General features: G+C 69.6%; 13 protein-coding genes. 7 read left to right on the plus strand and 6 right to left on the minus strand.

Going from position 1 to position 15385, the window contains the following annotated elements; translation table 11 throughout:
- Positions 1-57: 57 nt before the first annotated feature.
- Both argS and GZ64_RS0110560 read left to right on the plus strand, forming a co-directional pair.
- Positions 58-1722 (plus strand): arginine--tRNA ligase, encoded by a 1665-nt coding sequence (gene argS / locus GZ64_RS0110555; RefSeq protein ID WP_029266441.1) that lies wholly within the window; start codon positions 58-60, stop codon positions 1720-1722.
- Between the two features lie 40 nt (positions 1723-1762).
- Positions 1763-2608: an LmeA family phospholipid-binding protein gene (locus GZ64_RS0110560; protein ID WP_029266443.1), complete on the plus strand. Its 846-nt coding sequence runs from the start codon at positions 1763-1765 to the stop codon at positions 2606-2608.
- Between the two features lie 43 nt (positions 2609-2651).
- On the opposite strand, the gene GZ64_RS0110565 is transcribed toward GZ64_RS0110560, so the two are convergent.
- The 4 genes from GZ64_RS0110565 to GZ64_RS0110580 are packed head-to-tail and all read right to left on the minus strand — an operon-like array spanning position 2652 to position 5967.
- A complete protein-coding gene (locus GZ64_RS0110565) occupies positions 2652-3401 on the minus strand; it encodes an alpha/beta fold hydrolase (RefSeq protein WP_029266444.1) in 750 nt (249 codons plus the stop codon).
- 2 nt (positions 3402-3403) lie between these two features.
- Positions 3404-3985, minus strand: a complete 582-nt coding sequence (locus tag GZ64_RS0110570; RefSeq protein ID WP_029266446.1) for a TetR/AcrR family transcriptional regulator — start codon at positions 3983-3985, stop codon at positions 3404-3406.
- Positions 3963-4865: an alpha/beta fold hydrolase gene (locus GZ64_RS0110575; RefSeq protein ID WP_029266448.1), complete on the minus strand. Its 903-nt coding sequence runs from the start codon at positions 4863-4865 to the stop codon at positions 3963-3965. Before GZ64_RS0110575 ends, GZ64_RS0110570 begins: the two co-directional genes overlap by 23 nt.
- A gap of 55 nt (positions 4866-4920) precedes the next feature.
- Complete coding sequence (locus GZ64_RS0110580) at positions 4921-5967, minus strand: YihY/virulence factor BrkB family protein (protein ID WP_021199356.1); 1047 nt, start codon at positions 5965-5967, stop codon at positions 4921-4923.
- 147 nt (positions 5968-6114) lie between these two features.
- Here GZ64_RS0110580 and lysA point away from each other — a divergent pair, with 147 nt between their 5' ends.
- From lysA to prfA, 5 genes are all read left to right on the plus strand, one after another.
- Entirely contained in the window at positions 6115-7533 is a 1419-nt protein-coding gene (lysA, locus tag GZ64_RS0110585; RefSeq protein ID WP_029266452.1) for a diaminopimelate decarboxylase, read from the plus strand.
- A gap of 21 nt (positions 7534-7554) precedes the next feature.
- Positions 7555-8859: a homoserine dehydrogenase gene (locus GZ64_RS0110590; protein WP_029266454.1), complete on the plus strand. Its 1305-nt coding sequence runs from the start codon at positions 7555-7557 to the stop codon at positions 8857-8859.
- Positions 8860-8861: 2 nt separating this feature from the next.
- Positions 8862-9824: a homoserine kinase gene (gene thrB, locus GZ64_RS0110595; protein ID WP_029266456.1), complete on the plus strand. Its 963-nt coding sequence runs from the start codon at positions 8862-8864 to the stop codon at positions 9822-9824.
- Between the two features lie 159 nt (positions 9825-9983).
- Positions 9984-11915 (plus strand): transcription termination factor Rho, encoded by a 1932-nt coding sequence (gene rho / locus GZ64_RS0110600; RefSeq protein WP_231479870.1) that lies wholly within the window; start codon positions 9984-9986, stop codon positions 11913-11915.
- Positions 11916-11926: 11 nt separating this feature from the next.
- The gene (prfA, locus tag GZ64_RS0110605; RefSeq protein WP_021199361.1) at positions 11927-13006 is read left to right on the plus strand and encodes a peptide chain release factor 1; all 1080 of its coding nucleotides are present in this window, start codon (positions 11927-11929) and stop codon (positions 13004-13006) included.
- A gap of 21 nt (positions 13007-13027) precedes the next feature.
- On the opposite strand, the gene GZ64_RS0110610 is transcribed toward prfA, so the two are convergent.
- Together GZ64_RS0110610 and GZ64_RS0110615 are read right to left on the minus strand one after the other, a co-directional pair.
- A complete protein-coding gene (locus GZ64_RS0110610) occupies positions 13028-13681 on the minus strand; it encodes a response regulator (RefSeq protein WP_029266460.1) in 654 nt (217 codons plus the stop codon).
- A complete protein-coding gene (locus tag GZ64_RS0110615) occupies positions 13678-15321 on the minus strand; it encodes a sensor histidine kinase (protein WP_029266462.1) in 1644 nt (547 codons plus the stop codon). Before GZ64_RS0110615 ends, GZ64_RS0110610 begins: the two co-directional genes overlap by 4 nt.
- Positions 15322-15385: the final 64 nt, after the last annotated feature.

Consider the following 15385-nt stretch of genomic DNA (forward strand, 5'->3'; position numbering starts at 1 on the left):
TTCGGGGAGCCCCGCGCCGTCGGTCGTGCACTCCCTGCCCCGTAAACTGGGGAGGCTATGAACCCCGAAACCCTCGCCGCAGCCATCCTCGCCGTCCTCGCACCGATCGCCGAGGAACGACGTCCCGGCGAGCCGCTGGAGCTCTCCGCATCCGACATCGTGCTCGAGCGCCCCCGCAACCGCGACCACGGCGACTGGTCCTCGAACATCGCCATGCGCATGGCCAAGCCGTTCGGCACGAACCCGCGCGAGCTCGCGCAGCAGATCGTCGACGGCCTCGCCGACGTCGACGGCATCGCCAGCGCTGAGGTCGCGGGCCCCGGGTTCATCAACATCCGTCTCGATGCCGCAGCGGCGGGTGCGCTGGCGAAGGTCATCGTCGATGCCGGTAGCGCTTATGGCACGAACGCGTCGCAGGCGGGAGTGAGCGTGAACGTCGAGTTCGTCTCCGCGAACCCGACCGGTCCGCTGCACATCGCCCATACGCGCTGGGCTGCTCTCGGCGACTCGATCGTGCGTCTGCTCCTCGCGAGCGGTGCGAACGCCGTGCGTGAGTACTACATCAACGACGCCGGTGCGCAGATGGAGCGCTTCGCGAGCTCGGTGCTCGCGGCGGCGAAGGGCGAGCCCACCCCCGAGGGCGGCTACCCGGGCGCGTACATCACGACCCTCGCCGGCCGTGTTCTCGAGGCGCGACCCGACCTGCTGCAGCTGCCGGATGCCGAGCAGTCCGCCGTCGCGATGGAACTCGCGTACGAATTCCAGCTCGCCGAGATCAAGAGCTCGCTGGACCGCTTCAACGTGCCGTTCGACGTCTGGTTCTCGGAGCGCACGCTGCACGCCAAGGATGCGTCCGGCACGAGCCTGATCGACCAGGCCGTCGACCGTCTGCGCGAACAGGGACACGTGTTCGACGACGAGGGCGCCGTGTGGGTGCGCACGACCGACTTCGGTGACGACAAGGATCGTGTCATCCGCCGGTCGAACGGCGAGTACACGTACTTCGCCGCCGACGCCGCCTACTACCTGAACAAGGGCGACCGCGGCTTCCAGAACAAGATCTACCTTCTCGGCGCCGACCACCACGGTTACGTGCACCGCCTCAAGGCCGTCGCCGGAGCGGCAGGAGAGGACGCGGAGAAGAACGTCCAGGTGCTCATCGGCCAGATGGTGTCGATCAACGGTGCGCGCCTCAGCAAGCGTGCGGGAAACATCATCGAGATGGATGATCTGCTCGACTGGCTCGGTAGCGATGCGCTGCGATACTCGCTGGAGCGCTCGCCCGCCGACTCGCCGCTCGACCTCGACCCCGAGCTTCTGCAGAAGCGCACGAACGACAATCCGGTGTTCTACGTGCAGTACGCCCACGCGCGTACCCACAACGTCGCACGCAACGCCGGCCAGTCCGGTGTGGACCGCTCGGAGTTCGCTCCCGAGACGCTCACGCACGAGACCGAGGCGGCGCTGCTCGGTGCGCTGCAGGAGTTCCCGCGCATCGTGGCGTTCGCCGCCGACGTGCGCGAACCGCACCGTGTCGCCCGGTACCTCGAGGAGCTCGCCGGCCTGTACCACCGCTGGTACGACAACTGCCGCGTGATCCCGCTGAGCGAAGACCCGATCGAGAGCGTCCACCGCACCCGGCTGTGGCTCAACGACGCCACAGGTCAGGTGCTGCGCAACGGACTCGAGCTCCTCGGCGTCTCCGCACCAGAGCGGATGTAGTGCGGCTCGGCGTTCTTCTCGGTGCGGCAGGATGGCAGGCATGAGCGACGACAACCACACCCTGCCGTACCCCGACGCCGCCGCGGAGCATCCGACGCTCGTGATCCCCGGTTCCGCCTCCGCTCAGGAGGCGGCCGCGCCGCGCACACGGCCCCGCTGGCCCTGGGTGCTGCTGATCGTGGTCGTCGTGCTCGCAGTGCTCCTGGTCGCTGCGGAACTCATCGCTCGAGCCGTGCTCCCCGGCGTCGTGCGGTCGATCGTCGTGGAACAGCTCGACCTGCCCTCCGACCAGCAGCTCGACGTCGAGACGCAGGGGCTCCTGCTGCCGCAGCTGATCGGCGGCACCCTCGACACGCTGCGTCTGTCGACGGATTCGGTGACGTTGGAGGGCATCACGGGCGCCGTCGATGTGACAGCGACGGACGTCCCGCTGCACGGCGGCGATCTGGGCGGCGCCTCAGGGACCATCCGCATCGATCAAGAGCAGTTCACGTCTCTGCTCGCCGGGACCGATCTGCCCGTCGACTCCGTGGAGTTCGCCGCCCCGAACGCCACGGTGAGCGGGTCGATCAGCGTGCTCGGGGCCGCCGTTCCGCTGTCGCTCACGCTCACGCCCGGCACGGTCGACGGCGACCTCGAGCTGACACCGGTGGCCGCGAGCATCGGCGGACTCGACATCGATCTCGACCGGGTCGCCTCCACTCTCGGCGCCATCGGCGAAGGGCTGACGCAACCGCAACGGGTGTGCATCGCCGATCAGCTGCCCGCAGGCCTCGCCCTCACCGGACTCGAGGTCGTCGACGGTGCGGCCGTGATCGATATCGATGTGGACGGGGCGATCGTCACCGACACCACGCTCCAGGACAAGGGCGTGTGCCCGAGCTGACCCCGAGTCGTCTTCCGGCGGCGCTCTCACCCGGCGTCCCGGGCTACGCGGGGTGAGGGGGCTCGTCGAGCGTCGCCTCGATGTGTCGGGCGAGCCACGAGGGACGCTGCAGGGGGATGCCGTGTCCGCAGTCGTCGACGACGCGCAGATCGCTGTGGGGGAGTGAAGCGTGGAGCAGAGCCGCTGAGCGCTTCATGAGCGACCTCTCCTTCCCCCCGACGAGGATCGACGCCGCTCCGGGATACGACCGCCAGGCTGGCGGTGGTGAGAATCGAAGGTTCTCCTCGACGGAGCGGAGCAGACTCTCCCGTGAGATGCCAACCGACGTACGCACGTAGTCGTCCAGGAGCTCGTCCGGGATGAACAGCTCCCGGGCCTGCATCCGGGCGAACCACTGCTTCTTCGCGAGGCCGGCGGTCGCGCCGAGAAGGGCGAGTGTGGGACGGGTCGCCCACATCGGAGCGGCCTGTGCGCTGACCACGACGACGTTCCGCACCCTCTCTGCGTGCCGAGCTGCGAGCTGCACGGTCAGCTGGGCGCCGAGTGAGAAGCCGACGACCGTGGCGGGTCTCCCGAGGTCGTCCAGCAGGCGGGCGAGGGCCGTGGTCGTGACCGCGTGAGACACATATGCCTCGTCGGTGCTGTGACCATGTCCGGGAAGATCGGGGACGACGATGCGCAGACCCTCGCCGAGGTGCGCGCGCAGCGGCTCCCACATCCACCCGGCGACACCTCCACCGTGCAGGAGCAGCAGGGGATGTCCGTCGCGTGCTCCGAAGCTCTCCACATGCATGGTCAGGTCCTCTCGAAGGTCTCGGCCATGCGGCCGATCGTGTCGATCGCGCGTTCGAGTTGCGCGGAGTCGAACGGTCCGAGCAGTCGTGCCGCCGAGAGGAGGCCGATCGACGCGCTCGAGAGCGCGAGGGCGAGCGCCTCGACGTCCACGTCCGCCACGATCTCGCCGCGCCGTTGCAGGCCGTGCAGCCACTCGACGACGCGTCGCTGCCGATCGCGATACCGGCTGTCCGTGATCTCCGCCACGTGCGCACCGAGGATGCCACGGTCGTCGAGGAACGCCGCCGTCATGAGCGCATCGGCACTCAGCGCGCGTGCGGAGGCGCGATACGCAGAACTCAGGCGGGGTCGGTCGCCCAGTTCGCGGCTCACGCGGTCATTCATGCGCGCCGTCCCGCGCTGCAGGAGTGCATCGAGGATCTCCCGCTTGCCGCTGAATTCCAGATAGACCGCACCCTTGCCGATCCCGGCGCCGTCGGCGATCGACGTCACGCTCACGCTGTCGAAGCCTTGCGCGAGCACCAGTCGTTCGGCCGCGTCGAGGATGCGCTCGCGACGGTCAGGGACGCGGGGTCTGGGCATCGCCGCTCCTTTCCAGGTGTTCCCGCATGGCCGGGATGACGAGGTCGGGGCGGTCGCGCTGAACCCAGTGTCCGGCACCGGGTACGGTCACCAGCGACCCCACCGGAAGCTGCTCGGCGGCGATCCGGATGCGCGCGAGGGGAACGCCGGAGTCACGATCGCCGTGCACGAGGAGCGTGGGCGTCGTGATCGAAGGCAGCTGCTCGACGTACACGGTGCGCAGTCCATTCCAGAGCACCTGATCGCGCTGCCATTCCCCGAACGTCTCCAGGCCGGTGCCGGTGGCGGCCTCGGCGAGCACTGCATCCACGAGTTCAGGCGTGCGCGCTGTCGGGTTCCGCACCAGCTCTCGCAGCCCTCGTTCCATCGCTGAACGGTTGTGCGCGTACGCGCGGGTCATCCGGGCGAGCAGACCCGAACGCAGCAGGAGGAATGTGCCGAAGTGCGTGAGCCGACCGGAGAAGCCGTCGGCCAGACGGGGCATCAGACCGTAGCATCCGAGCAGTATCGCTGATCGCGCGCGGCCGGGTCGATCCAGGAGATGCCCGACCGCCATGCCGCCGCCGAGTGAGAGGCCGGCGACGGCGTAGTCGGCGAGACCGATCCCGTCGACGAGCTCGCCCACGTATCGCACGAGCCGCTCCTGAGTGAGCGGCCGGTCCGGACGTGGGCTCTGCCCGAAGCCCGGATGGTCGGGCGCGATCACGCGATGCCCCGCCTCGGCGAGAGCATGTCCGACCGCACTCCACGAGAGTTCGGCGTTATCGGCACCGCCGCCGTGCAGGAGCAGGACGGGCATACCGGACTCGCATGCCGGTCGCCACTCCAGAGCGGAGACCGTGGCCTGGGGGAGGACGATGCTCGTGCGTCGGGGATCCATGGCATCCTCTCGTTGTGACCAATCTACTAGATCTGGTCACAACGCGGGCGCACGGTCACGAAGTGGTGTCAGGACTCGCGGCCTTCTGCGCCGCTCGCAGTTCGGCCGTGGCGATCTGCACGTCGACCTCCGCGCGCTGCAGTCGTCGCTGCGGAAACGTGGTCGCCGCGAACTTCGCGTGCACGCGATCGGACTTCTCCTCTTCGGCAGTCACGATGTAGGCGCAGGCGAAAAGCATCACCTGTGCGGAGAAGTTCAGCCAGATCAGCAGCGCGAGCAGCGAGGCGAACGAGGCCAGCAGCGGATTGCTAGTGGCGCCACCCACGAAGAGGCCAGACAGCTCCTGCAGTGCCAGGAGTCCCAGCGCGCCCAGCAGCGCACCGGACCAGAGCGATCGAGGCGACGGGCGGACTCCGGACAGCAGGCGGAACACACCGATGATGATCACCGCGTCCAGGGCGAAGACGACCACGAGCGACACCAGGCGCACCGTCCAGGCCGCGACGGGTGAGTCCTCGGGAAGGCCGAGCATTCCGGCGATCCATGTGACGCCGAGCTGGCCGGCGAAGGTGAGGAAGGCCGAGGCGACGAACGCGACACCGATGCCGAGCGCGAGCGCGAGGTTGCGCAGGATCACCCAGATCCAGAGGATGTCGTCCTGCACGGTCCCGGCGAGCACGCGCACGGCCGTGCGCAGTGAGCCGATGGCGCCGAGCGCGGACCCCACGAGGGCGACGAGGGAGATGATCCCGGCGATCGACAGCGAGGCGGGCGCACGCAGATCCTCGGTCTTGATCACGCCATCCTCGCCGATGAGCCCCGGTACCGCCGCCTGCACGGAGTCGATGATCGCCTGCCAGGCCACGGGATTCCCGGCGAGCCACAGCGCCGCGATGGAGAAGCCCAGCAGCACGCCGGCGAACACGCTGAAGAGCGCCCGGTACGTGACGCTGTCGGCGAGCATCGGTCCGCGACGCTCGGTGTAGAGCAACGCGGCGCGCACCGGTCGGCGCGCGAGAGCCCAGGCGATCACCGGCCCGGTGATGCGCGCGATGAGTCCCGGCTCTGCGGGGGAGTCTGATCTCGTTTCGCTGTTCGTCACGCCCCCACACTATGAGGCGACGCCGGTCGCCCGCAGGGGCTTGACGCCGCGCGTCACCCTGACCAAGGGCGACCGGGCGGTGCCCTAGAATCGGGTCAGCCTCGATGTGCGTGCCCCGCCCGAGATCCTTCCCACGATTGGTGATCAGTGCTTCTCCCTGCCGATTCGCTCGCTCCGGAATGGCTCGCCGTCCCCGAAGACGCGAACGACCTCGCCGACGGCGTCTGGCCCGCCTCCGCGGTGCGCGATCCCGACGGCGTTCTCGACATCGCGGGCGTCAGCGCCACCACGCTCGCCCGCACCTACGGCACCCCGCTGCTGGTGCTCGACGAAGACGAGGTGCGGGGGCGTGCACGGCGGTTCCGGCTCGCCTTCGACCAGGCGGCGGCCGAGAACGGCACCACGGCTCAGGTCTATTACGCGGGCAAGGCATTCCTCTGCACGACGGTCGCGCGGTGGGTGGTCGACGAGGGACTTCGCGTCGACGTGTGCACCGGGGGAGAGCTGGCGGTGGCTCTCGCGGCCGGCGTCGTGCCGGCATCCATCGGCTTCCACGGCAACAACAAGTCGGTCGCCGAGCTGGAGAGAGCCGTCGAGGTCGGCGTCGGCACGATCATCGTCGACAGCGCCGTCGAGATCGAGCGCCTCGCGGCGATCACCGCTCGCACCGGAGCCACGCAGCGTGTGCTGGTGCGCGTGATCAGCGGGGTCCATGCCGAGACCCATGATTTCCTCGCGACCGCTCACGAGGACCAGAAGTTCGGCTTCCCGCTCCCGGATGCGGAGAAGGCCGTCGCGCGCATCCGTGAGATCCCCGGCCTGGTCTTCGCCGGTCTGCACTGCCACATCGGATCGCAGATCTTCGGCGTCGCCGGGTTCCGCGAATCGGCGTCCCGCGTGCTCGACCTGCATGCGGCGCTGCTCGAGAGCGGCCCCGTGCCGCAGCTCAACCTCGGCGGCGGCTTCGGCATCGCCTACACGCGAGTCGACGACCCGACGCCCATCGAGGAACTCGCAGGCGCGATCATCACCGCCGTCGCCGAGGACTGCGCGGCTCGGGGCATCCCCGTCCCCGCGCTCTCGTTCGAGCCGGGCCGTGCCATCGTCGGCACGGCGGGCGTCACGATCTACGAGGTCGGCACGACCAAGGACGTCACGATCGATTCCGGAGCCGTGCGCCGCTACATCAGCGTCGACGGCGGCATGAGCGACAACGCGCGTCCCGCTCTGTACGGGGCCCAGTACTCCGCACGGCTCGCCTCCCGCGTGGGCGAGGGCGGGCCCCGCCTCAGCCGCGTGGTCGGCAAGCACTGCGAGTCCGGCGACATCGTCGTCGACCACGAGTACCTGCCCGACGACCTCGTGCCGGGCGATCTGCTCGCGGTTCCGGCGACCGGCGCGTACTGCGTCTCGCTCGCGAGCAACTACAACCATGTGCCGCGTCCGCCGGTCGTCGCCGTGCGCGATGGACGTTCTACGGTCATCGTCCGCGGCGAGACCATCGACGACGTGCTGGCCCGCGACGCGGGCATCGACGGGGCGAGCGCCCCCGAGGGAGACCAATGACCCACCTCCGAAGGAGTAACCATGACTGACTACCGACGACTTCGCGTGGCGCTGCTGGGTGCCGGAGCGGTCGGCTCTCAGGTGGCGGCACTCCTGCTGCGACACGGCGACGAGCTCGCCGACCGTGCCGGCGCCGAACTGCAGCTCGCCGGCATCGCCGTGCGCGACATCGACGCTCCCCGTGACGTCGACCTGCCCAAAGAGCTCTTCACCACCGACGCCGAGTCGCTGATCCTGGGTGCCGACATCGTGATCGAGCTCATCGGCGGAATCGAGCCGGCCCGCACGAGCATCCTGCAGGCGATCGGATCCGGAGCCGACGTCGTGACAGCCAACAAGGCGCTGCTGGCGACGCACGGGCCCGAACTCTTCGAGGCGGCCGACCGCGTGGGCGCCTCCGTGTACTACGAGGCCGCGGCCGCGGGAGCGATCCCGATCATCCGTCCGCTCCGCGACTCGCTCGCCGGCGACCGTGTGGTGCGCATCATGGGCATCGTGAACGGCACCACCAACTACATCCTCGACAGGATGGACACCGAGGGCGCCGACTTCGCCGACGTGCTCGCCGATGCGCAGCGCCTGGGCTACGCGGAGGCCGATCCCACGGCCGACGTCGAGGGGTACGACGCCGCGCAGAAGGCCGCCATCCTCGCGAGTCTCGCGTTCCACACCGCGGTCCCGCTCGACGCCGTCTACCGCGAGGGCATCACCTCGATCACGGCCTCCATGATCGAAGAGGCTCGCGCCGCCGGCTTCGTGATCAAGCTGCTCGCCGTCTGCGAGCGCATCGAGGCGAACGGCGCCGAGTCCATCTCGGTGCGGGTCTACCCGGCCCTGGTGCCCACCTCGCATCCGCTCGCCTCCGTGCACGGCGCGAACAACGCGGTGTTCGTCGAGGCCGAGGCCGCCGGCTCGCTGATGTTCTACGGTGCAGGTGCCGGCGGTGTGCAGACCGCCTCCGCGGTGCTCGGCGACGTCGTCTCGGCCGCCCGTCGCCACATCGCCGGCGGGGTCGGGGTGGGGGAGTCCACTCGCGCCAACCTTCCCGTCGTGCCGATCGGCCACGTCACCACCCGTTACCAGATCACGCTCGAGGTCGCGGATGCGCCCGGCGTGCTGGCCACCGTCGCGAGCATCCTCAGCGACGGCGACGTCTCGGTGGCGACGGTCGTGCAGACCGTCGAGGGGGAGGACGAACCGACCGCCCGTCTGATCATCGGCACGCATCGCGCGACCGAGCAGGCACTCAGCGCCACCGTCGACGCTCTCGCCGACAGCGAGGTCGTGGCCCGCGTGGTCTCGGTGCTCCGGGTGGAAGGCGAGTGACGATGGCGGCAGCCCTCGCGCCGGCCGCAGGCGACGCGGTGCCGGCGCGCACCGTCGAGGTGCGGGTTCCCGCGACGAGCGCCAACCTCGGCCCCGGCTTCGACACGCTGGGCCTGGCGCTCAGCATCTACGACACCCTCGAGGTGACGGCCCTGCCTCCGGGGCAGTTGGAGATCGAGGTGACGGGATCCGGCGCGACCGAGATCCCCCGCGACGAGTCGAACCTGATCGTCCGCACCATCGCGTACGTCTTCGCCGACGCTGGCCGCCCGGTACCCGGGCTGCGGATCGTCGCCGAGAACGGCGTGCCGCACGGTCGCGGCCTCGGGTCCTCCGGAGCCGCCGTCGCCGCGGGAGTCCTCGCCGCGAAGGGGCTGCTCGCGGGCGACGTCGAGATCGGCGACACCGACCTCCTCCGCCTCGCGACCGAGCTGGAGGGCCACCCCGACAACGTGGCTCCGGCGCTGTTCGGCGGGCTGACGATCGCGTGGATGTCCGAGCGCGGACCACAGCACAAGAAGCTGCTCGTGCATCGCGGCGTGTCGCCTCTCGTGCTCGTCCCCGCGTACACGATGTCGACGTCGCAGGCGCGATCGCTGCAGCCCCCGCAGGTGTCCACCGCCGATGCCGTGTTCAACGTCTCGCGCTCGGCGTTGCTGATCGCCGCTTTGATGCAGAGCCCCGAACTCCTCCTGGACGCGACCGCCGACCGCCTGCACCAGGACTACCGGGCCGGAGCCATGCCCGAGACGCAGCGTCTCGTGCAGGCACTGCGGGCCGCAGGCTTCGCGGCCGTCGTCTCCGGAGCCGGCCCGAGCGTCCTCGTGCTTGCCGACGGTCCCGGCAGCCGCCAGGATGCGGTCGAGCTGGCCGATCGAGTCACCGACACCCCGTGGGAGGCGCTCCTGCTCGCAGTCGACGTCCGTGGTGGTACAGTGGGGACTCGAGCGGAGGGCTCCACGTAACTGCGTGAATCTGGCCCCATTGCATCTCTTGCAAGACCCGCACGCAAACCCCTGTGGCAGAGCTCATTCCAGAGCCGCCTGCCGAGGCTGGCTGGCGCCGAGCGTCAGCCCGTGCGATCGCGCGCAGCACCCGTTGTGTGCGTTCAACGCTCATTCCCCATGACATATAAGGGAGTACTCGTGGAGAACCTCTCCGAGACCCAGAACGATCAGTCGGCGCCCACCGCCGAGGCACCCGCGGCATCCGCGGAGTCGACGACCGAGTCCGCGCCTGCCCGCAAGCGCGCGCCGCGTCGTGCGAGCACCGCGACGGCTGCGGCCAAGGCCGAGAAGGCCGAGGCGGCGAAGGCCGAGAAGGCGGCGAAGACGGATGCCGCGCCGGAAGCGGCTGCAGCCGATTCCGCATCCGCCGGCGCAGATGCCGCCGAAGCCGCGCCGAAGGCGAAGCGCCCGAGCCGCAGCCGTGCGAAGAAGGCGGATGCCGAGGCTCCTGCCGCGGATACCGCTGCCGCCGAAGCGCCTGCTGCCGATGCCGCAGCTACTGCCACGGCCGAGGCTCCGGCCGAGCCCGCACCCAAGACGACCGGGCGCGGACGCCGCGGAGCACAGAAGCCCGCTGCCGACGCCGAGGCGCCCGCTGCCGAGCCGACGGCGGAAACCGGTTCCGACGCCGCGCCTGCGGAGAACTCGCAGAACGGCGACTCGGACTCGTCCGACGGTGGCGAGGAGCAGGGTGGCCGCGGTCGCAACCGCAACCGCAGCCGCAACCGCGGACGTGGCCAGAACGGCGCGGCGCAGGAGCAGCAGGCACAGCCCGCTGCCGATGACGACCAGGCCGGTGGCAACAACCGCAACCGTCAGCGCAACAAGCGCCGCAGCGGTGTGCCGACCGACGAGTTCGACACCGAGATCGGCGAGGACGACGTCCTGATCCCGATCGCCGGCATCCTCGACGTGCTCGACAATTACGCGTTCGTCCGTACGACCGGATACCTCGCCGGTCCGAGCGACGTGTACGTGTCGCTCGGTCAGGTGAAGAAGTACAACCTGCGCAAGGGCGACGCGGTCGTCGGTTCGATCAAGCAGCCGCGTGAGGGCGAGCAGCAGGGGCGCCAGAAGTACAACGCCCTCGTCAAGGTCGACTCGATCAACGGCCTCTCGATCGACGACGCGGCCACCCGCGTGGAGTTCGGCAAGCTCACCCCGCTGTACCCGCAGGAGCGCCTGCGCATGGAGACGGCTCCGGAGAAGCTGACCCAGCGCATCATCGACCTGGTCGCCCCGGTCGGCAAGGGCCAGCGTGGCCTGATCGTCGCGCCGCCCAAGGCCGGAAAGACCATCGTCCTGCAGCAGATCGCGAACGCGATCGCGCAGAACAACCCTGAGGTCCACCTCATGGTCGTGCTCGTCGACGAGCGCCCCGAAGAGGTCACCGACATGGAGCGCTCGGTCAAGGGCGAGGTCATCGCCTCGACGTTCGACCGTCCGGCCGAAGACCACACGACCGTCGCCGAACTCGCGATCGAACGCGCGAAGCGCCTGGTCGAGCTCGGCCGCGACGTCGTGGTGCTGCTCGACTCGATCACCCGCCTCGGCCGGGCCTATAACCTGGCGGCCCCGGCATCGGGTCGTGTGCTCAGCGGTGGTGTCGACGCGTCGGCGCTGTACCCGCCCAAGCGCTTCTTCGGCGCTGCGCGCAACATCGAGAACGGCGGATCCCTCACGATCCTCGCCACGGCGCTGGTCGAGACCGGCTCCAAGATGGACGAGGTCATCTTCGAGGAGTTCAAGGGCACCGGCAACAGCGAGCTGCGTCTGTCCCGCCAGCTGGCCGACAAGCGCATCTTCCCGGCGGTCGACGTGAACGCGTCGAGCACTCGTCGCGAGGAGATGCTGCTCTCGGCCGACGAGGTCAAGATCACCTGGAAGCTGCGTCGCGCCCTCGCCGGCCTCGACCAGCAGCAGGCCCTCGAGGTCGTGCTCGGCAAGCTCAAGGAGACCAACTCGAACGTCGAGTTCCTCGTGCAGATGCAGAAGTCGATCCCGACGCTCCCCTCGGGTGCGCACGGGCACGACAACAACATCCGCTGAGCGGCTGAGCCGTGTTCGAGTCCGTCCAGACTCTGATCGATGAGCATCGCCGGGTGCAGGAGGAGCTCTCCGACCCGGCGGTGCACGCCGACGCCGCCCGGGCCAAGCGCGTCAATCGCCGCTACGCCGAGCTGTCGCGCATCGTCGCCGCGTACGAGGCCTGGGTCGCTGCCACCGACGATCTGGAGACCGCTCGCGAGTTCGCCCGCGAGGACGAGTCCATCGCCGCGGAGATCCCGGCGATGGAGGAGGAGCTTCAGCTCTCGCAGGAGCGCCTCCGACGTCTGCTGATCCCGCGCGACCCGGACGACGCCCGTGACGTGATCATGGAGATCAAGGCGGGGGAGGGCGGCGCGGAATCCGCGCTGTTCGCCGCCGACCTGCTGCGCATGTACATCCAGTACGCGGCCTCCAAGGGCTGGAAGACGGAGCTGCTCGAGCGCAACGAATCCGACCTCGGCGGCTATAAGGACGTCCAGGTCGCAATCAAGGGCTCGTCCTCCGATCCCGCACAGGGCGTCTGGGCGCACCTGAAGTACGAGGGCGGAGTTCATCGGGTGCAGCGTGTGCCGGCGACCGAATCGCAGGGGCGCATCCACACCTCCACCACCGGTGTGCTCGTGTTCCCCGAGGTCGATGAGCCGGAGGAGATCCACATCGACCAGAACGACCTGAAGATCGACGTCTTCCGGTCGTCCGGCCCCGGCGGCCAGTCCGTGAACACGACGGACTCCGCCGTGCGCATCACGCACGTGCCGACCGGCATCGTCGTCTCGATGCAGAACGAGAAGTCCCAGCTGCAGAACCGCGAGGCCGGCATGCGTGTGCTGCGCGCCCGGCTGCTCGCGCGACAGCAGGAGGAACTCGACGCCGCGGCTTCCGACGCCCGCCGATCGCAGATCCGGGGCATGGACCGCTCGGAGCGCATCCGCACCTACAACTTCCCCGAGAACCGCATCGCGGATCATCGCACCGGGTTCAAGGCGTACAACCTCGATCAGGTGATGGACGGTGCTCTCGATCCGCTGATCGAGAGCGCCATCACCGCCGATGAGGAAGCCCGGCTCGCCGCGGTCGGCTCCGAGTCCTGAGCGAGGGGCACGCGCCCCGAGTCAGGTCCGTGCGATGTACCGATGCTCGGGACGTCCTGTCGTGCCGTAGTTGAGTCGCACCTCGACGACGGTCCTGGCGGCCAGCGCCGCCAGATGCCGTTGTGCGGTCGCGCGGGAGATCCCGACGCGTTCGCCGATCTCGGCGGCTGAGGCTTCGCCGTCGCCGAGTGCCGCGAGCACGAGCTGCTCCGTCGCCGAGCGCGAGATCGACACCGGCTCACCTGCACCGTGCAGGATCGCCGCGGCGCGATCGATGTCTTCCTGGCGCAGCGCACGGTCACCGCTGAGGAGGTTCCGATAGCGGATGTAGCGGTCGAGGAGGCTCGACAGCGCTCGTCGCTCGAACGGCTTCACGAGGTAGCCCACCGCCCCCGACCGGAGCGCCCTGCGCACGGTGGAGGCGTCGTCGGCCGCGGAGATGAGGATGGCGTCGACCCCGGACTCCCGTACGAGCGCGATGCCGTCGCCGTCCGGGAGGAAGACGTCGGCGATGAGGAGGTCAGGGCGCGATGAGCGGATGCTGTCGCGTGCCTCTGCGAGGGAGCGGACGGTCTCGGTGACGGTGCAGCCGGGGTGCTCCTCGACGATGCCCTGATGCAGCTGGGCCACTCGGAAGTCGTCGTCGAGGATGAGCACGCGCAGAGGCTCGGTCATGTGTTCTCCTTCTCATCGTGGCGGGCTCTGTCGACGGCACCGCCGATGCGTGCGGCGAACACCGCGCCGCTGTCGGGCCCGCCCGGATCGATCACCCAGAGGTCTCCACCGCTCCGACGGGCGATCTCCGTCGAGAGGGGCAGCCCGATCCCGTGCCCGTGCACGTCTCCGGCGGCATCCTGCTCCCGCGACCGCGGCGTCGACGGGTCGCTGCCCCCGAGGCCGGACCCCGAATCGGAGACGGTGAACACGAGGGCGTCGCCGTCGTCCAGCACGGCGACCTCGACCCAGCGTGGTCTCCGCTCGCCTGCGACGGCGGCGGCGACGGCGTTGTCGATGAGGTTGCCGAGCACGGCGGCGACGTCTTCCGCCTCGCGGACGGTCCCGAGCAGCTGGGTGTCGTCCGCGATCCGAAGGGCCACCCCGCGCTCCCCGGCCTCGACGCCCTTGGCGCCGAGGAACGAGTGCAGGAAGGGATCACCGAGGAGGTCCAATCCGACGACGGGGAACACCACCGGCCCCCGCTCCACGAGTTCGCCGAGGAACGTGCGCGCCTCTCGCACCCGATCGGCGTCGATGAGCCCGGCCGCCACATGCATGCGGTTGGCGAACTCGTGCCGCTGTACGCGCAACGCCGCCGTCATCGTCCTGACGGTCTCCAGCCGCTCGGTCAGGGCGACCAGATCCGTGCGATCACGCACGATCAGCACGTCGCCGAGCGCGTGGCCGTCGCGCACCACGGGGCGAGAGTCGAGGTAGAGCATCCGGTCGCCGACGATGGCACGGGAACGGGGGCGTGCGCCTGTCGCCGCCTCGAGGACGGCTGTGGTCAGGCCGAGTTCCTCGATGGGCCTTCCGATGGGATCGTCGAGCCCCAGCAGGCGATCGGCGGCGGCATTGCTCACGCGCACCACTCCTCGGGGGTCGACGGCGACGACGCCGTCGACCACGCCGTCCAGCACCGCCGTCTGGTTCTGGACGAATGCCACGAGTTCTTCCGGCTGGACTCCGAAGGTCAGACGCTCCCAGCGCCGGCGGAGCAGCAGGAATGCGAGGCCGGCCAGGGCGAGCGCGCCCGCCGCCGTGACTCCGATCACCGTCAGCAGGGGAGGGAGATCATCGAACACCCCGGCACGCTCGAACCCCACGCTGACCTCGCCCACCGGCGTGCCGGCGTCGTCGCGGACGGGGACTTTCGCCCGTGCGGATTCGCCGAGTGTGCCCGTCTGCCAGTCGACCACCTCCGCGCCGGCGAGCACCTCCTCGTAGGGAGTGCTGACCACTTCTCCTATGCGCGAGGGAGTGGGGTGCGCGAGTCGGATGCCGTTGTCATCGGTGAGCACGACGAACAGCGCTCCGGTGCGGCTCGTCACGTCGGAGGCGATGCGCTGCAGGTCGCCGTCGCGCAGCTCCGCCGCGTCGGGAGTGCCCTCCGAGAGGGAGATGCGCGTGACCTCTGCACGCACCTGCGGGTCCTCGGCGAGGGTGCGGGCGATGCCCATCGCGGTCGACTCGGCCTCTGCGCGCAACTGCTGCACGGTGAGCAGCAGATACACGCCCGTGCAGAGGGCGACGACGAGGGTCACCGTGGCGAGCTGGAGCAGCAGGGCGCGCGTGGCGAACCGCGGTCTGGTCGACATCGTCCTCGGCACCGTGCTTCTCCTACGCTCATACCGCGCAATATGCGCAGAACCCACGCTACGC

The organism is Microbacterium sp. Cr-K32, assembly GCF_000708345.1.
In the GTDB taxonomy this organism is placed as follows: Bacteria; Actinomycetota; Actinomycetes; order Actinomycetales; family Microbacteriaceae; genus Microbacterium; species Microbacterium maritypicum_A.